Origin of the sequence: Streptomyces sp. NPDC057486 (genome assembly GCF_042802415.1) — a bacterium.
In the GTDB taxonomy this organism is placed as follows: Bacteria; Actinomycetota; Actinomycetes; order Streptomycetales; family Streptomycetaceae; genus Streptomyces; species Streptomyces yanii.
The window spans coordinates 33,720-59,648 of the sequence record NZ_JBHVEE010000057.1 but is presented as its reverse complement, the minus strand read 5'-3'; the positions used below and the strand labels follow the sequence as shown (position 1 = coordinate 59,648).

Annotated in this window: 7 protein-coding genes; 1 reads left to right on the top strand and 6 read right to left on the bottom strand. The window is 71.6% G+C overall.

Features of this window, described 5'->3' with window-relative positions:
* Nucleotides 1–47: 47 nt before the first annotated feature.
* From ACFU6I_RS25270 to ACFU6I_RS25260, 3 genes are all read right to left on the bottom strand, one after another.
* Nucleotides 48–344, bottom strand: a complete 297-nt coding sequence (locus tag ACFU6I_RS25270) for a DUF6059 family protein (protein ID WP_384370789.1) — start codon at nt 342–344, stop codon at nt 48–50.
* A 65-nt stretch (nt 345–409) separates the two neighbouring features.
* Entirely contained in the window at nt 410–1,480 is a 1,071-nt protein-coding gene (locus tag ACFU6I_RS25265; RefSeq protein WP_384370787.1) for a flavin-containing monooxygenase, read from the bottom strand.
* A 310-nt stretch (nt 1,481–1,790) separates the two neighbouring features.
* Nucleotides 1,791–3,356, bottom strand: a complete 1,566-nt coding sequence (locus ACFU6I_RS25260) for an MFS transporter (RefSeq protein WP_384370785.1) — start codon at nt 3,354–3,356, stop codon at nt 1,791–1,793.
* 143 nt (nt 3,357–3,499) lie between these two features.
* Here ACFU6I_RS25260 and ACFU6I_RS25255 point away from each other — a divergent pair, with 143 nt between their 5' ends.
* Nucleotides 3,500–5,095 carry a class I adenylate-forming enzyme family protein gene (locus tag ACFU6I_RS25255; RefSeq protein WP_384370783.1) on the top strand — a complete coding sequence of 532 codons (1,596 nt, stop codon included), beginning with the start codon at nt 3,500–3,502 and terminating at the stop codon, nt 5,093–5,095.
* On the opposite strand, the gene ACFU6I_RS25250 is transcribed toward ACFU6I_RS25255, so the two are convergent.
* The 3 genes from ACFU6I_RS25250 to ACFU6I_RS25240 are packed head-to-tail and all read right to left on the bottom strand — an operon-like array spanning nt 5,058 to nt 25,929.
* Complete coding sequence (locus tag ACFU6I_RS25250; protein WP_384370781.1) at nt 5,058–6,332, bottom strand: beta-ketoacyl synthase N-terminal-like domain-containing protein; 1,275 nt, start codon at nt 6,330–6,332, stop codon at nt 5,058–5,060. The two genes, ACFU6I_RS25255 and ACFU6I_RS25250, sit on opposite strands and share 38 nt — an antisense overlap.
* Nucleotides 6,329–6,589, bottom strand: a complete 261-nt coding sequence (locus tag ACFU6I_RS25245; RefSeq protein ID WP_384370779.1) for a phosphopantetheine-binding protein — start codon at nt 6,587–6,589, stop codon at nt 6,329–6,331. Before ACFU6I_RS25245 ends, ACFU6I_RS25250 begins: the two co-directional genes overlap by 4 nt.
* Entirely contained in the window at nt 6,586–25,929 is a 19,344-nt protein-coding gene (locus tag ACFU6I_RS25240; protein ID WP_384370777.1) for an SDR family NAD(P)-dependent oxidoreductase, read from the bottom strand. The genes ACFU6I_RS25245 and ACFU6I_RS25240 overlap by 4 nt, the downstream gene beginning before the upstream one ends.

Sequence of the window (25,929 nt, the reverse complement as noted above, 5' to 3'; positions counted from 1 at the left end):
CCCCGTGGGGTGCGGGCCTCCGACGCCGTCCGGGGGGAGCCGGACGATCAACCGCGCAGTCGCGTCCAGAGATCGCGCTCCTCGTCGGACGGCGGGCTGCCGGGGACGACCCGCTCGGGGTGGCCGGGTGGCGGACCGCTCATCGAGCCGGGGGGCACGTCGCCACCCGCCGGGAACTCCGGCGGCCGCAGCGCGCCTCGGGTGTCTTCCGGGGCGGGCAGGGCTTCCGGGGCGGGATCCTGGGCGCACGGGCGCATCAGCAACTGGTATTCAGCGGTGTAGTGCCCGAAGATGCCCGCGGTGGCGATGAACCCGCGTGCCAGGTCGTGCCAGAGCAGACGCATCGCCCACCATGTCCTGCCGCCGCGAGCAGGGCGCCGTCGGCCCCTCTCCCATGGCGGCCCGGCCATCAGCCGACAGTCTTGCCGGACCGCGCGCGACGCCTGTCGTCGAGATGATTGACCACGTACCGGGCGTCGTCCTTGACCCACCAGATGAGCCCGGAGCCGTACGAGAACTGGCACTGGAGGCCCAGGAAGTACATGCCGGGTTCGCCGGTGACACCGCGGTCCTGGAGCGGTACGCCGTGCTCGTCCAGTGCCGGGAAGCCTATCCAGCTGAAGTCGTACCGGAAGCCGGTCGCCCAGACCACCGCGTCGACCTCGGTCTCGGTGCCTTCCTCGAAGCGGATCGTGCGGCCTTCGGCTCCGACGGTGCGTCCGGCGAGCGTGAACCGGTGCCGCTTGGACAGCGTCTTGAGACTCGGGCCGACCAGTAGCGTCTTCTTGTGCAGCCGGTCCCTCTCGCCGATCAGCGGCTTCTTGATGATGCCGAGTTTGTCGCCCCACCAGTGAATGCCGATGCCGAGGAAACGGCGCCCGAAGTGCGGGAGCGGGGAGCCCTGCGACAGGGTGACGCGGTGGGTCTTCGCGAGTTCCGTGGCGATCTGGGCACCCGAGTTGGCGGCGCCGACCACCACGACACGACTGCCGGGAATCTGCTTCGGATTGCGGTAGTCGCCGGTGTGCACCTGGAAGACCTCTGCGCCGACCTTCTTCGATACCGGCGGGACATTGCCCAGTCGCTGCGCGCCGGTGGCGATGACCACGTGTTCGGCCTCGAATGAGCCCTGGTTCGTCTCGATGAGGAATCCGCCGCCGGGACGTTTGTCGAGGGCGGTGACCTCGGTGCGGAGGCGAACCTCGATCCTGTTGGTTCGAGCGAACTCTTCGAGATAGTCGGCCATTTCGTTCTTGTCGGGGAACCGGCCGCGCCGCCCCGGGAAACGCAGACCCGGGAGTTCGCAGTACTGGGCGATCGTGAACAGCTCCAGCGAATCCCAGCGATTTCGCCATGCGTCGCCCACCCGCGATTCCCCGTCCAGAACCAGATAGGGAATGCCGGCCCTGGCCAAGTAGTAGGCGGTGACGAGACCCGTCTGGCCTCCACCGATGACGATCACCTCTGCGCGTTCCGCCATGATCCGGATTCCTCCTAGGGGAGCGGCCATTGGAGGGTGAGCGTAATGATGCCTGTGGTGAATTCCTGCTCAAGACTGCGCATAAGGGCTGTCCCGTAATCCCTGGTGGATCAGCGCGGGGCGTCGGATGCGGTGCATCGCAAGGCGGAGGAGCGTCCTCATACTGGGTGTATTCGGGCGTTCCGACAACGCGGCGAGGTGCCGTAGCCGGCGTCGTGCGCCCGCCAGGGATTACGGGACAGCCCTTTGGCGGCGGGCATGCGTACGGGCGGGCACCCGGCCCGCCCGTACGCCTTGCGTGGATGCAGTGTCAGGCCTCCCCCGCCTCCGTTCGCCGCACGGTTCCCGGGGCCCCGGCGGACCCTTCGGTGGCCTGTGGCGCCGGTGCCGCCTCGGCGCCGGCCGCCCCTGGCTGCGGCTTCTTCTTCCGGCGCATCATGCTCGGCATGGCACGCACCGGGACCTCCTTGAGAAACAGTGTTGCCACGAACCCGATCAGCACGATGAACGTCGCCGTCAGGAACACCGTGTGCAACGCGTCGGCGAGCTGTGCGGGCGGCACCGAGTCGGCGGCGGTGGCGTCCCTGCCCAGCTGCAGGGAGAGGATCGAGCCCATCAGCGCGAGGGACACCGGGCCGGCGATCATCCGCCAGAACTGCATCTGGCTGGTGCCGACTCCGATCATCTCCTTCGCGACGGCGCTCTGCACCACGATCGTCGCCATCGGGAACGAGATGCCGATGCCGATGCCCAGAAGGATCATCGCGACCACCGTGGATCCGCGTCCGCTGCCCGTGTCGACGGTCGAGAGCAGGAACAGACCGCCCGCGACCAGAGCCATCGCGAGGGCGCCGAGGATCCGGTAGCGGGGGACGGCCGTGATCGCCTTGCTCGCAATCGGCGGGACGATCATCAGGGCGAACATCATCGGGCTCAGCAGGCTGCCCGCGAACGTGGCGCTGGATCCGAGTACGCCCTGCATCAGCAGCGGTACGTAGAAGATCGCTCCCATCATCGCGAACGCGGTGAAGAACGACATGACCGCCAGCACCGAGAACTGGTTGCCGCGGAAGAGCGAGAGCGGCACGATCGCGTGCTCCGCGCGGTTTTCGGCCAGGAAGAAGCCCACCAGCATGACGGCTCCGCCGATGAGCAGGATCAGCACCTCGGCCGACGTCCACGCATGACCGTCACCCGCCAGGCTCAGACCGATCAGGATCGGCACCAGGCCGACGATCAGCAGCGCCACTCCGAGGAAGTCGATGTCGCGCCAGCTGAACCGGGACTTCACGTACGGCACGCCGGCCATGATCGCGAGCACGGAGAGCAGCAGGATCGGAACATTGATGTAGAAGACCCAGCGCCAGTCCAGGTTGTCGGTGATGACACCGCCGATGGGCGGTCCGATCACCATGCTCAGCCCGGCCACGCTGAAGAAGATCCCCTGCGTCTGCGCCCGCCGCTCCGGCGTGTAGATGTCGGCAACCACGGTGTAGATGTTGGCCATCAGGATGCCCGCGAACAGGCCCTGCGCACCCCGGTAGATCACCAGCTGGGTCATGGACTGCGCGGCGCCACACAGAAAGGACGTGACCAGGAACCCGACCAGGCCGGTGAGCAGGAAGGGTTTGCGACCGAAGAGGTCACCGAGCTTACCGGCGATGGGCAGGATCACCGCCGCCGCCACCGAATAGCCGACTCCCACCCAGGAGTAGAGCCGGAGCCCACCCAAGTCTTCGGTGATCTTGGGCATGGCCGCGCCGACCACGGACAGGTCAATTGATGTCAGTGCCAGCGCAAGCAATACGCCGACGGTCGCGATCACTCTATTTCGCGGTAATACTGCCTCGGGTCCTTCAGGCTGAGGGACAACCACCGTCCGTACCTCCTCGATTATCTCACTCTGATTCGCGTTGGTGAGGATGTCGGTCCAACTGAACTGTGTCAATCCCGAGTTGAGTGCTGCTACCACTCAAAAGTGAGCAGCAGGCGCACAAACATGCGCCCTACGTTCACTTCATGACCGAAATCTCCGCAGTGCCGCCGACGGTCCCGCAGCTCATCCTCGAGCGCGCGAAGGAGAAACCGGACCATATCGCCCTGGTCGTCGACGGAACCGACTCCCTGGCATACGGGGAATGGATACGCGCCTCAGGTGCACTTGCCCATCGACTGAAAACCGTCGGAGTACGGCCGGGTGACCGGATCGGTCTGTACTACGCGGAAAACGACTGGATCGGGTACGCCGTCGGTCATGTCGCCGTGTATCTTGCGGGCGGCACGGCGATCGCGCTGACCGCGCGGCTCGGGGCCGCGGAGATCCGGCGCCGGCTGACGTACTGCGGCGCCTCCGGAGTACTGCACGGGGCCGGGAGTGAGCCACCGGACGGTGCGTGGTGGGCCGAGCCGGGGTTCGAACACGGTGCGCCTGCCGCTGCTGAGTTGTCGGAGCCGTCGGAACGCTCGACGTCGTCGCAGTTCTCGGACCGGGCGGAGTTCTCGGGCCAGGCCGAGATCCTGCCGCCCGCGGTGACGAGCGACGAACTGTCGGACATCCTCTACACCTCGGGCACGACGGGTGACGCCAAACCGGTCGCCGTCAGCCACGCGAACCTGACGTACCCGACGTTCGCCTGGGGACATCTCTTCCAGGACGTCGGCAGCATTCTGTGCGCCGTTCCGCTGGGCACCAACGCGGGCCACAATGCGCTCGTTCTGGCCCTGACCACGGACTCGACCATCCATGTGCTGGGCCGTTCGGATCCGGAGAGCATCGCCGCCGCCATCGCCGGACCGAGGCTGGAACTGGCGGTGCTGCCGCCCTCCGTCGCCATCCAACTGCTGGCCGACGGTGTGCTGGACACCCATGATCTGACCTGTCTGACGATGCTGATGTTCGGCTCGGCCAGCGTGCCTCTCGGCATGGTGGACAAGCTGTCGCAGGCGCTCCCCGACACCCGGATGATCATCGGTTACGGATCCACCGAAGTCTCCCCCGCGCTCACCTCCCTGATCACGGACCCCTGGAACGAGCACAAGGACCCGGAGTACTTCCGCCGGCCGGAACTGGCCACGGTCGGTGAGCCCCGGCGGGAGACCGGGGTGAAGATCGTGGATGCGGAGGGCTCCCCCCTGCCACCCGGGCAGGTCGGCGAGATCTGTCTGTCGTCCCCCGCGCCGCCCCGTTCCTACTACCGCGATCCCGAAGCTTCCGCCCGGGTGTTCCGGGACGGGTGGACACACATGGGCGACGTCGGCTCCCTCGACGCGGACGGGATACTGACCCTTCACGACCGGGCCGCCGACGTCGTCACCCGCGAGGGACGCACCGTCTCCTCGCTGCGTGCCGAGAACGAGTTGTACTGGCATCCCGATGTGGTGGAGGCCGCCGTGTTCGGCGCGCCGGGTCCGGACGGGCGGACGCTGATGGTGGCCGCCGTGCGGCTGCGGTCCGGAGGGCCCGACGGGTCCGCCGACGCTCTGCGGGACTTCCTCGCACAGCGGCTGCCGGCGGGCGAGCTGCCCGACCGGATCGTCGCCGTGGACGAGCTGCCGCACGGGCCGATCGGCAAGGTGCTCAAGCGGGAGCTGCGCCGAACACGACGCTGGTACTGATCCCGCCGAAGCCGAAACTGTTGGACAGGGCGTGCCGCAACGGCACGCCCTTCGCCGTGGGGCCGACGAAGCGGTGCGAGGCGTCCACCGGACTCGTCAGGCCCACCGTGGGGTGGACGAAGGAGTCCCGCAGCTGGATCACGGTGGCCACGGCCTCCACCACACCGGCCGCCGACAGGCAGTGTCCGGTCAACGCCTTCGTCGCGTTCACCCAGGGGCCCCGAGACCCGAACACCTTTCGCAGCGCCTTGAGTTCGGCCGCGTCCCCGAGCGGCGCTCCGGTCCCGTGCGCGTTCACGTAGTCGATGTCCGCAGGCGACAGACCGGCCCGTTCGACGGCCGCCTCCATCGCGTCCGCCTCACCGTCCGCCGAGGGATCCGCCAGCCTGTTGGCATCGAGACGCTGGGCGTATCCGCTCAGCTCGGCGAGCGGTGGCGCACCCCGTCGACGCGCCGATGCCTCCGATTCCAGCACGAGCACCGCGCACCCCTCGCCGGGTACGAACCCTCGGTGCCCGGTGTCGAACGGTGCCCCGAATCCCGTCGTGGCCGCGTCCCCGGCGGCGGCGGCGCGCAGATTGCAGTAGCTGCGCAGCTCCATGGGCGACAGCTCGGTCAGAGCCCCGACGACGAGACAGACGTCCAACGCCCCGCACTCGATCAGCCGGGCGCCCTGAATGATCGCCACGTTGCCGCTGGCCGAAGCCCCGCCGACGGTGAACCCTTCACCACGGATGCCCAGGAGCTGGCTCAGCGTCCCGACGTGGTCGGTGTCCTGGTAGTGCAGGGCGAAGGTCGGTGGCAGATACGCCGGGTCGCGTTCGAAGCGCTGCCGCTGGCGCCATGCGTAGCCGCCGTTGAGATTGGATCCGGCCACCACGACTCCGGTACGCGCCGGGGGCGCGGGCGACTCGTCGAGGGCCGCGGAGAGCCAGCCCTGCAGCGCCGCGACCGTGGCGACCTGAATGTTGTACGGGGAGCGTGCCACGCTGCGCCGAGCGGAGTCGAGCAGCACGGCGGACAGTCCCTCGCAGCCGGCCAGTGCGTCCGCCAGTGCGAATCCGTCGATCACGGCGCTCCGGTCGGGCCACCCGGCTTCGTCCGAGGCACCGGTCTCGCGGCGGGTGATGCCGGTACGGCCAGCGCGCAGGGCACCGGTGAACCCGGCCGGGTCCCGGCCCGCGGCGCAGAGCACGCCGAGGCCGGTCACCCAGGTCCGTGACGAGGCGGGGCTCACCGGTGTTTCCGCATCAGTGCGGCGACCTGACCGAGCGTCAGGGAGCGTTCGAACTCGTCGAGCGGCACGACGACGCCGAGGTCCTCCATGACCAGGGCGAGTATCTCCGCCCTGTCGATGCTGTTGCAGCCCGCCGCGGCGAGGCTGCTGTCGGCGGACAGCGGTGCGCCGTCGGCGGTGGTCGGCACCACCTCTGCGGCGCGCCGCCGGATGATGGTGAGGATGTGCTCGTCGTCGGTCTGGGACAGGTCGGTCATGGTCTGCTCCCGTCGGTCGGTTCTCCGATGTGCTGTACGGCTCGGTGGGTGGCGAAGAATTCGGTGAGGATCTCGTTGACCCGGCCGGGGCTGGTGAGTCCGGGGAAGTGTCCGGCGTCGGGAATCTCCACGAGTTCGCTGTCTCTGATCAGCCGGTGCAGGAGCTGAACGGTGTCGACCGGGACGACCGTGTCGTAGCGACCGTGGATGAGCAGCGTGGGCGTGCTGATGTCCGCCAACCTGTCCTGCGTGCCGGCGTGTTCGGCGAAGGCGTCGAGATAGCGCATGCCGGTGTGCGGGTCCATGCTCTCGCTGCGCAGCAGCATGTCCAGCAGGTCGTCGCGGGCGTCCGCCAGTCGGTGTGAGCCGCTGCCCGCGATTGCGGCGTCCAGGTCCTCCGCCGCGACCCTTGCCAGCTTCGCGACGCCGCCGGGACGGTTGGCGAACCGGTGGGAGCTGGAGATCAGAGTGAGGCCGGCCGCGCGCTCGGGATGGGCGAGTACGAAGCTCTGCGCCTGGAGGCCGCCGAACGAGGCGCCGACGACGTGCACCGGGCCGGTGATGCCCAGCTCGTCCAGGACGTGCCGGTGCAGGGCCGACACCTCTTCCAGGCCGAGTCCGCCGGTCACCCGGGTACGGCCCACTCCGGGACGGTGCACCGCCACCACCCGGTGGCGGTCGCTCAGCCCACGGAACTGCTCCACGAACAGCCCTGCGCCGATATTGAACGGTGGCATCAGAAGGACGGCGGGTCCTCGGCCCCTCACGAACACCTCGGCCTCGCCGCCCGGCACGGGGACCATGTGTACCTCCACGTCGGGGGCCGCCTCGCGCAGCACCTGGAGGTTGGGGTTGTTCACGGTCCCGGCATCCGGCGCCGGGCGGGAGGGGTGGGCGTGGGGGACGGGGCGGGCTTCCGCGGAATCCCGGGTGCCGAGGCGGTAGCGGGCCTGGGGGGCGCGTACCTGATCGGCGGTGCCGCCGGCCGCGGCCAGGACGATCGGCTCGGCGGGGCCGGTCAGGAACGTGGCGACCCGGTCCGCGACGGTGTCCGTCTCGGCGTCGGTGAGACCGACCGGAACGGCGAGCCGCACCAGCTGGGCCTCGGGGCCGCCGCCCAGGTGCGGGCCGCCGCGCACACCCGTCTCGCGGTAGAGCGTGGCCAGGAACGACGGTACGGGCTCGGGGAGTTCCGCGTACGGCGCCAGTCGGCTGACGTCGAGGACGACGCAGTGTCCGGCTGCGGGTCCGCCCAGCGGGGCATCGGCGTCGTGGAGGTGTTCCCACAACGTGGCGGTGTGCCGCATCCGCTCGAGGACCCGGTCGGCCGCCCAGTCGAGATCGTTCGCGGCGACCGCCAGGGCACGGCGGCCCCATGCGTGCAGTTGCGGCCCGTGGTCGGCCCGCTCGCCGTCCAGCCGGTCGGTGAGTTCGGAGAGGTTCGTGGCGAGGAGACCGCCGGAGTCGATGCCGAAGTCCTTCGGCATGCTGAGGGTGACCACGTCCGCGGTGGCCAGCAAGTCGCGTACCGCGTCCCACACATCACCGTCCGGACCGTCCGCTTCGTCGGAGCGGACCCGGAACGCGTTCTCCACGATCCGCGTCGCGTCGATGACGAGGGGAATGTCACCGCCGAGGGTCCGGCGGACCTCGGTGAGATTGCCCCAGGAGATCGGGTGGCCGCCGCCCGCGTTGTTGCCCGCCTCCAGGCAGACGAAGGACACGGGCGTCGGGGACGTGGCGAGCGCCGCGCGCAGCGCGGTGAGATCCACATCGGAGCGGAAGGGCTGCCGCGGTGTGTCCGGCCGGGCCAGTTCCACCGGCCGGAATCCGTTCCCGGCCAGGCTGTACAGCCAGGTCGGGAAGACCCCGTCATGCAGAACGGTCCCGCGCTCGCCGGGCCACAGCCTGCAGAGCAGGGCTTCGGCTGCCCGTCCGGAGGGTGTGGCGACGATCCGTTTGAAGGGCAACCACGGTGCGCCGCATTGCTCGATGTCCTGGCGCCGGCTGAACGACCTGGCGGTGATGTCGGCCATCCGGCGGGTGACCGAGGGGTGGTCGCGCTCCGCCCACGAATCGGTGATCAGATCGAAGGGGACCTGGGCGGCCGGCAGTAGCACGGGGTTGTATCCGCAGGCCACCAGCTGCTGTGCGCGGCCCGCGACGGTGTCGACGGCCAGGGGCACGGATTCCGTCCGGGGCGTCCGGACGGTCACCGGGGCCGGGCTCGATGGGGTGCTCGGTACCTCGACCGGGGGCTTGTCCTGGTCGTCGACGGGAGACTTGCTCTGGTCCTCGACCGGGGTCTCGCTCGGGGCCATGATCCGCGTCCTGCTCGGGGCCCGTTTCGGGCCCTTGGTGCCTGTCGGGGCGTGTGGCGGTGTGTACGCCGGGGTGAGGACCACTCGGCCCCCTACCCGTCGCGGCTCCGTGATCGCGGCCGCCGTGGTCACCGGGGGCGGTGTGGGCGAAGCGTCCGGTTCGGGCACGGTGAACCAGTGTGCGGTACGGGTGAACGGGACTCCGGGCAGCGGTGTACGGCCCGGAACCGCGGTCCACAGCTCCTCCCAGGCAATCTGCGCCCCGGCCGTCCAGGCTGCCGCCACGGCGTGCGGATCACCGGGCCCCGGAACGGCTTCCGGCACCGGGATGTCGGACGGTTCGGGCACCGGGCCGGTGGCCAGCTCCGCAAGGGCGCGTAGGAGCTCGCCCCGATCGGCGGCCACCACTGCGTGGCGGACGCGGAACACCGTACGGCCCGTCTGAAGGGTGTACGCCACCCGGGAGAGCGGCGCGGACGGTTCACGCCCGATGCTGTCCGCCAGCCGGGCTGCGTAGGCACGCAGCGTTTCGCCGTCCGGTGCGGCCAGCGGGAACACCCGGGGGCGCCGGTCCTGTTCGGCGGGGCGCGCGTCGTCGTACCCCTGCACGACGACATGCGCGTTGCTGCCGCCGAAGCCGAAGGAACTCACCCCCGCCCTGCGCAGCGCACGGTCTCCGTCCGGCACGCCTTCCCAGCGCTCGGCCCGCTCCAGCAGCCGCAGCGGCGAGCCGTCAAGTCGCAGGTAGGGGTTGACGGTGTCCAGGTGCAGATTGCCCGGCAGCCATCCGTGCCGCAGGCACAGCAGCACCTTCAGGAGCCCAGCCATGCCCGAAGCGGCTTCCAGATGGCCGATGTTGGTCTTGACCGCGCCCACTGCCACATGGGGGGTGGCGGGCACGGGCAGTGCGTGTTCCTCGTACAGCTCGGTGAACGCCTTCTTCATCCCCTCGATCTCGATCGGGTCGCCCAGCCGGGTACCGGTGCCATGACTCTCCAGATAGGTGACGGTGCGCGGGTCGACGCCCGCACGGCGGTACGCGCTCACCAGGACCCGGGCCTGTGCCTCCGGGTCGGGGGCGGTGAGCGAGGCGGTACGACCGCAGTGGTTGACGGCGCTTCCCTTGATCACCGCGTGGATGTGGTCGCCGTCCTCCACCGCCTGCCGCAGCGGCTTCAGCAGCACGGCGCCCACGCCCTCGCCCCGGACATATCCGTCGGCGGCGGCGTCGAAGGTCTTGCAGCGGCCGTCGGGGCTGAGCATCTCCGCGCGGACGAATGCCTTGAACAGCGAGGGGCTGAGCACGGCGTTGACACCGCCGGCGACGGCCATGGTGCATTCGCCGTCCGTGAGAGCGCGGACGGCGCGGTGCAGCGCCACCAGGGAACTCGAACAGGCCGTGTCCACGGCCTCGCTGGGGCCACGCAGATCGAACCGGTGGGACACCCGGTTGGCGAGCACCGAGTGCGCGATGCCGGTCGCCATATGCGCCTGAACGGGAATGTCATGACTGGTCATCAGGTCGTCGTAGTCCGAGGTGGCTACCCCCACGAAGAGTCCGGTGTCGGTACCCGCCAGCTGGTCGGGGCGGTAGCCGGCGTCCTCGAATACGCTCCAGACGGTCTCCAGGAACAGTCTCTGCTGCGGGTCCATCAGCGCCGCCTCGCGCGGCGAAATTCGGAATCGGGCGGCGTCGAACCGATCGATGCCGACCAGGAACCCGCCGCGCTGATCGGCGATTTCGGGGTCGCCCCGCAGATCGGCGCGGTCCTCGGGGACGGGGCCCGTGAGATCGTCACCGGCGATCAGGCGCCGGAAGAAGGCATCGGGATCGTCGGCTCCGGGCATCCGGCCCGCCATCCCGATGACGGCGATGTCCGAGTCGGTGACGTCCGTATCGGTGACGTCCGTATCGGTGACGTCCGTATCGGTGACAGCCGTGTCGGTGAGGTCCGTCACGGCGATGCCCCTGTCCGTGATGCCCGTGTCTGCGGCGTCCGCCTCCTTGGCCTCCGTATCGGCGAGACCTGCGCCTTCGATGCCCTCACTTGCGGTCTCGGGGCGGGTGTCTTCCCGAGCGGTGTCGGAGCCGGTGAGGGAAGTGGTGTCCGGGCCGGCCCCGTGTTCCTCCACCAGGTACCGGGCGAACAGCCCCAGCGTGGGATTCTCGAACAGCACGGTCGGCAGCAGATCGAGCCCGTACGCCTCGTTGACCTGGATGACCAGCTCCGTCAGGGACAGGGAGTCGAAGCCCAGCTCCATCAGGTCGGCGTCGGTGTCCACCTCACGCTCGTCCACCAGCAGGAACGCGGCGGCCAGTGTCCGTACCGTCCGTTCCACATCCGGCAGCGCTCCGGTCACCGTCCCGGTGTCCCGCCGCGGAGCGGAGTCCGCCGCCGGTGCCGCACGCTCGACGACCATGACCCGGCTGTCGGGCAGTGTCAGCGCGCGGTTGAACGCGCGCAGTCCGGCCTCCGGAGGCATCGGGACCATCCCCCACAGACGCTCGAAGAGGCGTCGGGTCGCGGCGTCCACGCTCATGCCGCCGCCGTCCCAGAGCGGCCAGCCGATCGCCAGGGTCCGACCCGGCCGCTCACCCGCCCTGCGGCGCCCCTCGCGTTCCTCCGCGAAGGCGTCGAGATAGGCGTTGGCGAACGCGTAGTCCGCCTGCCCCAGATTGCCGGACACACCGGCCACCGAGGAGAACAGGACGAAATGGTCGAGGGGTTCGTCCCGGGTGGCCTCGTCGAGATGCACGGCTCCGTACACCTTGGGCGCGACGACCTCCGCGATCTCCGCCCGCGACTTCTCTGCGGCCCTGCGGTCCCTGGTGATCCCGGCGGCGTGCAGGACGCCGCGCAGGGGACCGTACAGCCTCGTGACCGTGCCGATCAGCTCGTCGACCTCATGGCGGGATGTCACGTCCGCGCGGTGGTAGTGGATCCGCGCTCCCGGTCCCGCGAGTGCGGCGAGCCGGGCGGTCCGTTCCGGGTCGAGCGCGCTTCGGCCGGCCAGCACGACGGTGACCGGCCACTGTGCCAGGTATGCGGCGAAGCGCAGACCGAGTTCGCCCGCGCCGCCGGTGATCAGATACGTTCCGGCCGGGTGCAGGTCCGGGCCGTCGGCGGGGACCCGCTCCGCCATGTGCAGCCGACGCCGCTCGCCGTGCTCGTAGGAGACCGTGTCGGCGGACCCGGCGGGTTCACGGAGGAGTTCCGCGACGATACGGTCGGACGCCGTGGCGGGCTCGTCGCCCGCGCACAGCCGGGTCGCCCGCAGCCCGCCGTGTTCCAGGGTCAGCGCGGCCAGTGCGCCGGACACCGCCGCGTAGGCGGGCGTGGGCTGCATGTGGCCGAACACGACCCGCAGCCGCCGGCCCGAACCGGCCGCCAGTACCGCAGCGGTCAGGGACAGGACGGTGTGCAGTCCGGCGTCGAGTTGCTCGGGCAGAGTTCCGGGGCCGGCCACATACACCAGGCCGTCGGGCAGTTGCCCCTCGGCGGCGAGGGCCCGCGCCCAGGCACTCCGTTCCTCGGTGCTCTCCCCCGGGCCGGTGATCGGGCTCGTGCCACCGGCGTCGCGGATCGCTGCCTCCACCGCTGCCACGGTCTCCGACGCTCCGGAGCCGGCGCCGAGCACGAGTACCCGGCCGGGCGCGCGGGGGGTGCCGGTCAGGCGCTCCGGGCGCCACTCGGGCACCAGGTACTGCGTCGTACCCGACGGGGTTCCGGCGGAGGGCATCTCGACCTGTTCGGTCGTGGCCGCGTCGGACGGCCTGGGGGCCGGAGCGGGAGTGAGGGTCGGGGAGGTCGTCCGGGTGTCCGTCCAGTGCCGGGAGCGTTCGAACGGGTAGGTCGGGTACGGGATCCGGCCCGGCGGTTCGGGCCACAGTTCGCGCCAGTCCGGTCGGCCGCCGGACGCCCAGTGTCCGGCCAGCACGGTGAGATCGCGGGTGCCGGCCGGCGGCGCGGCCGACGGGCCCGCGGACGCGCGGACCAGACCCGGAGCGTCCCCACCGTGGGCGAACGCGGCCAGCCGTGCGGCGAGTTCCGGCACGTCCGCCGCCAGTACGGCGACGCGTTCGGCCATGTCCCGGCGTCCGGTCTGGCTGGTCCAGCACAGGGCGTCGAGTCGCACGTCCGTGCCTGGCCCGGTCAGGAAATCCGCGATCCGGGCCGCGTGGGTGGCCAGCTGCCCCGGCGTACGGGCCGACAGCAGGAAGAGCTGTTCGCCGACGGGGGCGGTCGGGGCCGGCAGGGAAGCGGGTGCCGGAGGTTCCTCGAGCACCAGGTGCACATTGGCGCCCCCGGCGCCGAACGAGCTGATCCCGGCGCGGAGAGGCGTCCCCGGTTCGGTCGGCTCCCAGTCGGTCAGCGCGCGGGGCAGGAAGAACGGGGTGCCCGCCAAGCCGATCTTCGGATTGACGATGTCCAGGGACGCGCACGGTGCAAGTTTGCGGTGCCGCAGTTGCAGCAGCGTCTTCGTCAGGCCCGCGATGCCCGCGGCCCCCTCCAGATGGCCGATGTTGGCCTTGACCGAGCTGACGCCGCAGCGTCCGGGCTCGGCACCCGACTCCGCGAAGGCACGGGCGAGGGCGGCGAATTCGATCGGGTCCCCGAGTTCGGTGCCGGTGCCGTGCGCCTCGATGTACGAGACGGTCCCCGGCTCGACGTCGGCCCGGCGCAGCGCGTCGGTGATCAGCGCCGCCTGGGCGTTCGGGTTCGGGACGGTGTAACCGCCCGTCTTTCCACCCGCGTTGACGGACCCTCCCTTGATCACCGCCCAGATGTCGTCACCGTCCGCCATGGCTCGGTGCAGGGGCTTGAGCAGGACGGCACCGACGCCCTCGCCCGGTACGAATCCGTCCGCCCGTTCGTCGAAGACCTTCGTGGCGCCGTCGGCGGACAGCATGTTCAGTCCCGACAGCGACACATGGTGGGACGGGTGCAGGATCAGGTTGACCCCACCGGCGATCGCGGTCTCGCATTCGCCGCGCCGCAGGCTTTCGCATGCCAGGTGGACGGCGGTGAGGGAGGAGGAGCAGGCGGAGTCGACCGCCATGCTGGGTCCGGTGAAGTCGAAGAAGTACGAGACCCGGTTGGCCACCGACCAGTAGGAGGAGTGGGCGCCGCTGAGCCGGCCCTCGTTCCAGAGGGTGGCGCCGAGCTGCCCGTAGGTGCCGTACATCAGCCCGGCGAACACCCCGGTACGGGGTACCCGGGTGTGGGTGCCCAGGTGGCCGGTCTCTTCCAGCAGATTCCAGACAGTCTCCAGGAAGAGCCGCTCCTGCGGGTCGATCGCCGCGGCGTCCCGGGCAAGGATGCCGAAGAAGGCGGGGTCGAAGCGGTCGACGTCCTCCAGGAAGCCGCCCCAGCGGCCGTAGGTGTGCTGCGGGGTGCCGCGCCGCGCGTCGAAGTGGGTGCGCCAGTCCCAGCGGTCCGCCGGCACATCGGTGACGCTGGTGGTTCCCGAGGCCAGGTTCTGCCAGAAGCTCGGCAGGTCGGGGGCGCCGGGGTAGCGTCCGCAGACGCCGATCACGGCGATGTCGCCGTCGCGGGCGGCGGTGCCTCCGGGCGGGGGTGCGGGCAGTGGCGCCGGTGCCGGCCGCTGCGGTGCCGCGGCCCGGAGAACCACTCCGAGACGGTCCGCGTGTTCGCGTTCCAGGTGGGTGGCGAGCTGCTCGATGGTGAGGTTCTCGAACAGCAGGGTCGCGGGAAGTTCGCCGAGGTCCTGCGCGAACCGGTCGACGATCCGCAGGGTGACCAGCGAGTCGATCCCGAAGGTCTCGAACGTGGCCCGGTCATCGAGGTCCTCCGGCCGGGAGCCGAGCACCTCGGCGAAGACCTTTCGTACGTAGTCGGGCGTGGTCGCGGTGGTGACCGCTCGGTCCGCGAGCCCGGGGGCCTGGACTTCGGGCGTCAGGATCTCGGGTGCCGAGGCCTCTGGCGCCAGGATCTCGGGCGTCACGGGAGCGGAGGTCGTGGGCGGCCGTTCGGCGATGATCAGGCACTGCTCCAGGTCAGCGGCCGGGACGCCGGGGGCGCCCTCGACCCGCACCTGGCGCAGACCGGCCTCCGTCAGGGCGTCGCGCCACCGGCCGGGGCTGAGCAGCGGTGCACCGGGCAGTCGGCGCTGCTCGTCCTCGGCCGCCCACCAGTCCGGGGTGAGACCGAAGGTGACGGTCAGGTAGTCGGAGGCGCGGGTCACCTCGTTGATCAGCAGCAGTCCGCCGGGGCGCAGCAGGGACGCGGCGTGCCGCAGGGTGGTGGCGATGTCGGCGGTGGCGTGCAGGACGTTGGTGGCGAGGACGACGTCCTGGCCACCCGGTTCGAATCCCTGTTCCGCCGGGTCCCGGCCGATGTCGAGCGGCCGGAAGGTGACATGGTCGTCCCGGGTGCCGAACTCCGCTTCGCCGTGGCGCAGGAAGGCCGGGGAGATGTCGGTGTAGCAGTACGCGTAGTCCTCACCGGTCGACGCGCACGCGGCCAGCACCGCCGCGCTGCTGCCGCCGGTACCCGCACCGATCTCCAGGACCCGCACCGGGCGGCCCGCTCCGGTCAGCACGGCGTCCGCGACCCGGGCCGCGAGCAGCCCGTTGACATGGTCCGCGATCGGCTGGCCCCGGTAGACGTCCTCGACCAGGGAGAGGCTGCCGTGCGGGAAGAGCACCTCGATGTGCGCGCGGCTGCCGGTGAGTACGTCGGTGAGGGCGTCGGCGCAGGTCCGCAGCAGCTTGACGTGCGGGGCCATCTCCGGGTGTGCGGTCAGCAGACCGGTCACGTCGGGGACAACTGGTTCCTCGGTGCGCAGCGGCACGACATCGTCGTTGTCGATGAGCAGGGCGCCTGAGCGGGCCAGCATCTCCAGGACGGCGCGCAGCAGCCGCCGGTGGTGCGGTGTGCCGGTGGTGAGGGCCATCAGGTCGGCCATGGGTATCCGCCGGCCCGCCCGGTCCAGGCCGCCGAAGCCCGCCATGGCCTGGCGGACCAGATCGCGGGCCAGGGCGTCCAGAGCGGTGAAGGCGGCCCGTGCGCTGTCCAGTCGTGGGTCGGTGCCGCCGCCTGGTCCGGCCGGGGGGCGTGTGGCCGTGGCGGGGCGGGCGGCGGGCACGGGGGTGCCGATGCCGAACTGGGCGAGCCCCTGTGGTTCCGCCCGCAGGACCAGGGCCTGGGGCAGTCCGGACGACAGAATCCGGGACACGGCGGCGAGCCCTTCGGAGGGCTCGATGGATCCGATTCCGAGCGTGGCGAGGCGGCGGGCGTAGCGTTCGTCGGCGACCACTCCGACGCCGCCCCAGTAACCCCAGTTGATGACGGAGACGGGGTGCCCGAGGCGGCGCAACCGGGTGGCGTAGGCGTCCTCGAACATGCTCGCCGCCGCGTAGTTGGCCTGGCCGGCGCTGTCGGTGAAGGAGACCGCGGAGGAGAAGTAGAGAAGGAAGTCGAGGGGCTGGTCGCTCAGCGCCTCGTACAGATTGCGGGCACCGTCGGTCTTGGGGCGACGGACCTCGTCGAGGGTGGGCCGGTCCAGGTTGGCCACCGTGCGGTCGCGGAGGACCAGCGCGCTGTGGAAGGCGCCGTGGACCGGGCCCCATTCCGCGCGCACCGCCGCCACGGCGGACCTCAGTGCCGCCGCGTCGGCCAGGTCGGCACTGAAGTAGCGGGCCCGGCCGCCGAGTGCGGTCACCTCGTCCAGGAGTGAGCGGACCGCCGGGTCATCGGCCGGGCGTCTGCCGACCACCGCCAGGCGGGCCCGGCGGGTCGCCGCGAGATGGCGGCACAGTTGGCGGCCGATGCCACCGGTGCCTCCCGCGACGACGTACACGCCGCCGTCCCGGTAGGGGTCGGTGGTCTCGGCCGTCAGGTCGGCCGGGACGAGTCGCTGCACATAGCGCTCGGTGCCCCGCAGGGCGACGAGCCGGTCCTCGCCCGGTTCGGCGAGGATCCGCCGGGCCAGTTCGGACGGGTCGCCCGCGCAGGTGCCGATGTCCAGGCAACGCACCGACCAGTGCGGGTACTCGGCGGCCACCGCCCGGCAGAGGCCCTGGGCCTCGGCGGCGTGCGGGAGCCGGGCCGCCGGGTCCGTGTCGTCCTCCCCCGCCACCACCAGGGTGAGCCGGAGGGGGCGGTGTGCCTGCCGGGAGGCGGTGAGGGCGGTGAGGGCGTCCAGTACGGTCGGAGCCATGCCCTCGTCGGGTTCCTGACAGGCCACCACATACAGGGCGTCGCACTCCTCCGGCCCGGGGAGGGAGGGGACACCGTCCGCGTCGGCCCTCAGCAGCACGGTGTCCCGGCCGGGGCAGCGCGCCACCAGCGCGCGGGAGAGTTCGTCCGGTCCGCCCAGGTGGAGCACGGCGGTGCGGTCCGCACCGGTCGGCGTCACGCTGTCCGGGAGCGGTTCGGGCTGCCATCGCGGGATGTGGATCATGCCGTCCAGCGGGCCGACGGCCGGCGCTGCGACGGGCCGGAGGGAGAAGCCCGTCACCTTCAGGTGTACGGTTCCCCGGGCATCCGCCAGCCGTACGGTGAACCCGTGCCGCTCCCGCTGGGCATGCACCGTCAGCGGCCCGGCGGGAAGGGGGCCGTTGACCCACACCTCCTGCGCGGAGAAGGGCACCGCGGGCCGGTCTCCCGGCAGCAGCACGGCGGCCGTCTGCAGGGCGGCGTCCAGCACGGCGGGGTGCAGCGGATAGGGGCCCGCCGGGCCGGCGGGTGCCGGGTCGAGGGTGGCGACCGCCTCGTCCGTCCCGAAACGGACGCCGTCGAGCAGGCGGTATCGCGGGCCGTAGCCGACGCCGGCTGCGGCGAAGTCCGCGTACAGCCGGGCGGCGTCCACCGAGCGGTCGCAGCGGCGCGCCGCCGCGTCGATGTCGAGGTGTTCCGCAGGGGTGCCGGCGGGCACGGGCGCGGCCAGGCAGGTGGCGTACTCCGTACCCGATCCGTCGTGGAGGGTGAACCGGCGCGTCGGCGGACCCGCCGGGGCGAGGGAGACGTGGAGTACGCGCGGGGCGGAAATCCGGCAGGGCCGCAGCCATCGTACGGAGCTCAGCCTCAGCGGTCCGGGGTCCGCTGCCTCGACGGCCATGGCGATGGCCGCTGCCCCCGGCAGGACCGGGTGTCCGGACACCCGGTGGCCGTCGACCAGGGGGTCGTCGGGGCCGATGCTCCAGGAGGGCGTGCGGGTGTCCCGCGGGTCGGTGTGCGGACGGTCCGGCCAGTGGCGTTCACGGGCGAACGGGTAGGTCGGCAGAGCGACGATGCGGGTTCCGGGCCGGGCGTGCAGTGCCTCCCAGTCGATCCGCTCGCCCCGCAGGTACGAGGCGGCGATCCGGTCGGGCGAGGAGTCGCCGGGCAGCGTGCCGGAAGGCTCTGCGGGGTCGGCCGGAGCCATGCCGCGCAGATGGTCGGGACCGGTTGCGCCCGAGGCCGCGAGGCGCAGCGCCTGGCGCAGCCGGTCCACGCTGTCGACGGTGAACACCGCCCGCGCCCGCAGATGTCTGCGTCCGGTGGACAGGGTGCGGGCGAGGTCGGGCAGTGCGACCTCGGGGGCGGTGTCGAGGTGCGTGGCCAGGCGGGACAGGCTCGCGTCCAGAGCGGCGTCGGTGCGGGCCGAGACGGGGATGACGACGCGTTCCGCGGTGTCCGGCCTCGGTGCCGGCGGCCGGGCCGGGGCTTCGGCGACCAGGAGGTGGCTGTTGGTGCCGCTGAAGCCGAAACTGCTGATCGCGGCGATCCGTTCGCCGCGGGCGGAAGGCTGCCAGTCGGTCGGCTCGGTGACCGGGAAGAACGGACTGCCCGCGAAGTCGATCTTGTCGTTGGGTCGGCCGAAGCCGGGCATGGGGGCGAGCCGACGGTGCCGCAGGGACAGCAGCACCTTCAACAGCGAGGCGATGCCGGCCGCCGTCGTGGTGTGTCCGATGTTCGCCTTCACCGAGCCCAGACCGCAGAATCCGGTCCGGTCGGTGTCCGCCCGGAACGCCTCCGTCAGGGCTTTGACCTCGATCGGGTCGCCGAGCGGTGTACCCGTGCCGTGCGCCTCGACATAACCGATGTCCTCCGCGCCGAGTCCGGCCCGACGCAGCACCGAGCGGATCAGTGCTGCCTGCGAAGCGGCGCTGGGGGCGGTGATGCCGTTGGTCTTGCCGTCCCCGTTGATGCCGCCGGCACGGATCACGGCATGCACCTGGTCGCCGTCGGCGAGCGCCGCATCGAGGCGTTTCAGTACGACCACCCCGACCCCTTCGCCGAGGACGATGCCGTCGGCGTCGGCATCGAACGGCGCGGAGCGACCGGTCGGCGAGAGCATGCCGGTCTGGCTGGTACGGATCAGCAGTTCGGGGGTGACCATGACGGCGACCCCGCCGGCCAGTGCCGCCGTGCACTCGCCGCGCCGGATGCTCTCGCAGGCGAGGTGGACCGCCACCAGGGAGGACGAGCAGGCGGTGTCGACGGCCAGGGTGGGGCCGGTGAGGTTCAGGAAGTACGCGATCCTGGCGGCGAGGATGGACGGGGCATTGCCCAGGAACGCCTGTCCCGAGTCCCTGGACCCGCTGTCGGTGAGCAGTTGGGTGTAGTCGTTCGTCGCGCACCCGGCGAACACGCCGAAGGCCCGTTCGCCGCCGTCGCCCGCATACCCGGCGTCTTCGAGGGCGCGGTAGGACTCCTGGAGGAAGAGCCGCTGCTGCGGGTCCATGGCGCGAGCCTCGAGCGGTGACAGGTGGAAGAACGCAGGGTCGAACTCGTCGACCCGGGCGAGCATGGCGGCCCACCGGCTGTAGGTCTTGCCCTCGACGCCCCGGCGGGCGTCGAAGTCCGGTTCGCAGTCGAATCGTTCGGCGGGAATCTCACCGATGTCACTGCGGCCGCCGGCGAGGTTGTGCCAGAAGGCATCGAGGTCGTCGGCGCCGGGGAAGCGCCCGGACATGCCGATGACGGCGATGTCGGAGGACCCGGTCGGCTCCGTGGCCTCCGGGGATCCGGTCGGCTCCGAACGGTCGGCGGGGGTGTGCACGCCGGGGGCGCCGCCTGCGACGGTACGGCCGTCGGACGTGCGGTCGGGGACCGTGCGGCCGTCGGAAGCGGGGCCGTGCGGGACAGGGCTGTCGGGGGCCGGGGTGGGTGCGGGGGGCTCGGGGGCTTCGGGGCCGGCCGAGGCTGCGGCGGGCGCGGGCGGGTCGCCTTCGGGTTCCCGGATGCCGCGTCCGAGCGGCGCCAGGGTGACGAGTGGGCCGGACGGGCCCGCTGCCGGAGGCGGCGCGGGCAGGTCCGCCTCCGGCGGCACCCGGCGCGGCGCCGGGGGCCGGGTATCCTGCCGCGGGTCGGGGAGGCCGGGGAGTTCGCGTGGCGGCAACGGGCCGGCGGCCGGTGCCACCGGCGTGGCCGTCGGGGGCTGCTGAGGGGCTGTGGGAGCGGTCGCCGCGGCATGCAGGGAACGCTGCTCGTCGAGCGCCGTGGCCACCAGACCGGTGAGGTCGGGCACGGTGGGGTGGTCGTAGACGGCGACGGAGTCCAGGTCGAGCCCGTAGCGCTGGTTGAGGTCTCTGACCACTTCCACCGCGCCGACCGAGTCCAGACCCATCTCGTTGAACGTCAGGGCGCTGTCGAGCTCCTTCGGCTCGAGGTACAGCAGCGCGCCGAGCGCCTCGCGCACCGCCTGTTCCACCTCGGCGGAGTCGACGGGTTCCGGGGCCTGCGGAATGCGGCCGACGGCCGGCGGGTCGGCGCGACGCGGTTCGGGGGCCACGGGTGCTGCGCCGGATTCCTCACGGGTGTGGTGCCGGGCGTGGATTCGGTCCAGGGACTCCTCGCCGAGTACGTCCCGGTGCATGCGTACCTCACGGTCGATGATCCCGGGCAGCTCCGCCCGTACGCGACCGGCGAACTCCGCCTTGAGCGCACCGGACGCGACCGCCGGATGCCCGGCGATGGAGCGGGCCAGGTCGAGCGCGGCGGGCAGCACCTGCGCGGAGGGCAGCACGGTGACTCCCGCACCGCGTCTGCTCAGTTCGGCGCCGGGGTAGGAGCGCCCGGTCAGCAGCATTTCGTGGGCGAGCGTCCGGCCGAGCCGGTGTTCCAGGATGTAGGTGGCGCCCATGCCGGGCGTGAAGCCGTACTTGAGGAAGTTGGCGCTGTAGGAGCTGTCCGCGCTCAGCAGGACGACGTCGCCGTACATGCCGAAGGTGAAGCCGCCACCCGACGCGTGTCCTTGGAGTGCGGCGACGACCGGCTTGCGACAGCCGGTGAGAGCCCCGTAGACCACGGGCTCGTCGGTGAAGCTGCCCTCGCCCCGGGCCAGTTCCTCCAGGGCCTCGGGGGTGGCGCCCATGCTGAAGATGGTGTTGCTGCCGGTGATCACGACAGCGCGGATGTCGTCGCGGGTGTCGATCTCCGCGAAGGCGTCGGTCAGTTCACGCAGTAACCGGTCGGTGAACATCGGCGCGCCGAGCACGACCAGGCCGACACCGTGGTCGAGCACCCGCAGTTCCACACCGCCGTCCCCGGCCGGCCGGGCGGGGGCCGTGCGGGGCGCGGCCGCCGCCGGCGGTGCGACGGCCGCCGCGGCGTCCGGCCGGGACGGGTCGTGTGCGCGTTCCCAGGCGCCGAGCCAGCAGCGTTCCTCCTGGAACGGATAGCCGGGCAGCGGGATCCTCCGTGCGTCGCCGCGCTCCCCCGGCGTTCCGGGGGCCTCTGCGGTCTCCCGAGCCTCCCGGTCCTCCCCGTCCAGGATCCTGGCCAGGGCGCGGCGGAGTTCCGCGAGGCTGTCCACCACGACCGACGCGCGGCACACCATCGATGCCCTGCCGACGCGAAGGGTGTGGGCGAGATCGGCGAGATAGCGGCCTTGACCGGTGCCGGCGAGGTCGAGGGAGGCGAGGTGGTTGTCGAGCGCCCGCACCTGGTCGAGCAGCGCCTCCTCGGTGCGGGCCGACAGTGTCACCCGCTGCGGGCCGGCCGGGACGGCGGCGCGGGGGGTCGGCAGATATTCCTCGACGACGGCATGGGCGTTGGCTCCACCGGCCCCGAAGGCGCTGATCACGGCCCGGCGGGGGGTGCCGTCGGGCGCCGGCCAGTCGGTGGTGGTGCGCTGGACACGGAAGGGTGAACGGTCGAAGTCGATCTGCGGGTTGAGCGTTCCGGCGTGCAGCGAAGGCACCAGAGTGCGGTGTTTGAGCTGGAGGAGGACCTTGGTGAGTGCGGCGATTCCCGCCGCGCTCTCCAGATGCCCGATGTTCGACTTCACCGAACCGATCGGGCAGTCCGCGGGCGCCCGGTCGCCGAATCCCCGGCCCAGCCCCTCGATCTCGATCGGGTCCCCGAGCGAGGTCCCGGTGCCGTGTGCCTCCACATAGCCGACCGTGGCCGGGTCGATGCCGCTGGACGCGAGGGAGTGACGGATCAGCTCCGCCTGGCCCGCCGGGCTGGGCACGGTGAAACCACTTGTACGGCCGCTGTGGTTGACACCGGTTCCCTTGATGACGGCGTGGATGTGGTCGCCGTCGGCACGGGCTCGGGACAGCGGTTTCAGCAGCACCGCGCCGACGCCTTCGCCCGGGACGTACCCGGTGCCGCCCTCACCGAAGCTGCGGCAGCGGCCGTCCTCGGAGAGCCAGCGCCCCTGGGCGAGTTGGAGGTACTTCTGCGGATGGACCATGACGTTGACGCCGCCGGCGAGTGCCAGGGTCGACTCGCCTCGCCGGATGCTCTCGACCGCGAGGTGCAGAGCGGTCAGCGAGGACGAACACGCGGTGTCGAGCGCGATGCTCGGCCCGCTCAGGTCGAGGGCGAAGGAGACCCGATTGGCGGCGGAGGAGTGCAGCGCGGTCGGTGCGACATCGCCGGCGCCGCCGGTGACCAGTTGGTAGTGGTTCCACATGATGCCGAGGAAGACACCGACGGTCTCTTCGCGCAGGGCGTCGGGCGGGTATCCGGCGTCCTCCAGCGTGTGCCACGCGGTGGTGAGGAACAGCCGTTCCTGCGGATCCATCCATTCGGCTTCCTTGCGCGAGATGCCGAAGAACGCCGGATCGAAACGATCGACGCTGCTGAGGAAGCCGCCCCAGCGTCCGTAGGTGCGCCCGGGGCGTCCCTTCTCCGGGTCGTAGAGGACCTCGTTGTCCCAGCGGTCGACGGGGATCTCTGTGACGGAGTCACGTCCGGAGCGGAGGTTGTCCCAGAAGGCGTCGAGGCTGTCGGCCTGCGGGTAGCGCCCGGCGACGCCGATGACGGCGATGTCGTCCGTCGCCGCGTCCGCGCCCTCGACGGGCCGGCCGGTGTCCATGGGCTCCGCCCGGTCACGGGTGGTCGGACGGGCCTCCGGCCGTGCGCGGTCGCCGGGCTCCGTGTGCTCCACGAGGTGCAGCGCCGTGTCGATGCGTTCCGCTTCGCCGTGGCCGATCACGATCCTGCGTTCGCCGGTGGCGAGTGCCGACCACAGTGTCCGCAGTCCGTCGGCCGCCGGCATCGGGGACAGACCGAATTCCTCCCGGGCGCTCTCGATGGACCCCGGGGGCACGCTCATCCCGCCGTCTGCCCAGTGCGGCCAGGCCACGGACAGGGTCCGGCCGGTGCGTCGGTTCGCGAAGTGGTCCATGAAGGAGTTGGCGTACGCATAGGTGCTCTGCCCCGGGCTCGGCACCACGGACGCGAGGGAGGAGAACGTGACGAACCAGTCCAGTTCGAGGTCCTCCGTGGCCGCGTCCAGGGCCAGCAGCCCGGCGGTCTTGGGGGTGAGCACCCGGTCGGTGCGTCCCGCTTCCTCACGGAAGAACACCCCGTCATCGGTAGCCCCGGCACAGTGCAGGACCCGGTCGATACGGCCGAACCGCGCGATGCCCTCGGCGACCGCGGCACGCACCTCGTCCTCCCGTTCCAGATCGGCCCGGACGTGGTGGACGCGGGCGCCCAGTCGCTCCCAGCCGTCGATCCGGTGGCGCAGAGCGGGGTCCGCGGGGCGGCGGCCGAGGAGGAGCAGCCCGACGCCGGGTTCGCGGGCCAGCCGCTCGGCCAGAAGCGTGGCAATCCCCCCGCCCGCGCCGGTGATCAGATAGACGGATGACGACGGGTCCGGCGGATCCGCGTGCGTGGGGAGCGCGACGCGGGTGTGACGCAGCACGTACGGGCTGCCCGCCGCGTAGCGCAGGTGCGGCTCGTGCAGTCCTGAGATGCCGCCCGCCGCGACCGTGAGCAGGTCCTCCGCCCCTGCGGGCACGTCCAGTTCGACGGCGCGGCAGCGTACTCGGGGGACCTCGGCGGTGAGTGTGCGGCACAGAGCGGCCAGGGCCGCGTACTGCGGCGGCGGGGTGCCGTGTCCCGAACGGTAGATCTGGTGCACCCCGACCGGGGCGGGCAGCGGCCGCGAGGCGAGGGCGGCGGCGAGCGCGCGCACGGTGTCGAACGCGTCGCGGTCCCCGCGCGCCGGGTCGTCCGGCAGCATCTGAATGAACGCAGCGGTGTCCGTGCCTTCGTCGGCCAGCCGGTCCAGGAGGGTCGTCCACTGGTCGCTGCTGCGCGGGTCGAGGCGGTAGGAGTCCGGGCCGTCCGCCGCGAAGCCGGGGCCTGTCCCGGCGACGATCAGCCGTCGCCCGGCGGGCATCCGGGCCCGCAGTCCGGCGGCGAGTTCGGGAGCTGCCCCCAGCAGCAGTACGTCGCCGGCCGGTTCCCGGTCCGGAACCGGGCCGGGAACCATCGGGTGCCAGACGGGGCGACAGGCCACGACTGCGGGCCGCGGCGTGCCGGGAGCGGTCCCGGCCGGTTCGGCGGTCGCTGTGGCGGTGGGTGTTGCGGGCGACGCGGCGGCAGGGACGGGTGCCGGGCCTGCGGGTGCTGTGGCGGCCGGGAGCTGCGGGTGGGTCTGCGCCAGATGACGGGCGAGTTCGTCGACCGTCCCGTACTCGAACAGCAGGGTGGGGTAGAGCCGTTCCCCGATGAGCTGTTCCAGATCCTGGCCGAGCTTCAGCAGCGCGACCGAGTCGAGGCCCAGTGTGTAGAAGCCGGTGCGTGTGTCGACCTCGTCGGCCGTCACACCGAGCGCACCGGCCACCAGCCCCCGCAACAGCACGACATGGCCGTCCTCGGCAGGGGCAGCCGGCGGTTCGGCCCCCGCCGGGTCGTTCTGCTCCGTGGCGGGAGCGTCGGCCCGATGCCCCGCAGCCGCGGGCACGGAAGCGGGAGCAGGAGCGGCGACGAGCGCCGTCACCTGTTCCGGAAACCTGATCCGCTTGCAGGTGAGTCCGGTGAACTCGGCCACGGGGTAGCCCTGTTCGTCAAAGATCAGACAGTCGCTGCTGACCAGCTGGCCGGATGCGGCAGCCGTTTCGGGGGCGGGCAGATACGCGTAACACCGACCGCGCAGCCGACGGTTCGCCCGGAACCGCTCGATGAACATCGGGATGAACGGATCACCCGTGGAACCGGTCATCCCGAACGCGACGAGTGTGGCGGCGTCCAGCTTGGCCGGATGAAGGTGGAAACCGTCCTCCAGCTCCTGCGAGCGCAGCGACAGGTTGAGCTCAGCCAGCAGATAGCCGCGCCCTTCCCACATGGCGCCCGAGCAGGTCATCGCCGGACCGTGCTGGATCTGCTCGGCCCGTGCCTGGGCGTACAGTTCGGCAAGATCACGCTGTTTCACGGCCCCCGCCCGCAGGGCATCGAGGTCCACTGCGGGAGCCGGTTCCGCGGTGGTCCAGGTGAGGCGGCCGGAGAAGTTGTCCCGCCAGGGCGGCGGGTCGTCCGGCACGGCCGCCCGGCTGCGGGCCGTGACGTCCCAGTCGCCGTTGGTCCGCTCGGTCAGGGTCACCCGGATGTCCCGGCCGGTCCCCGGGTCCGTGGCCACGGCCTCGGCGAAGACGATGTCGCGCAGTTCGCAGCCGGCGCCGTCGAAGCCCTGGGCCTCGATGATCCGGTGGACGATGTCGAGGAATGCCGCACCCGGCAGTACGGACACCCCGTGCACCCGGTGGTCGCGCATGATGAAGTCGTCCGGCGCGAGGTGAAGGTCGCAGTTGATCGTCCGCTGAGCCAT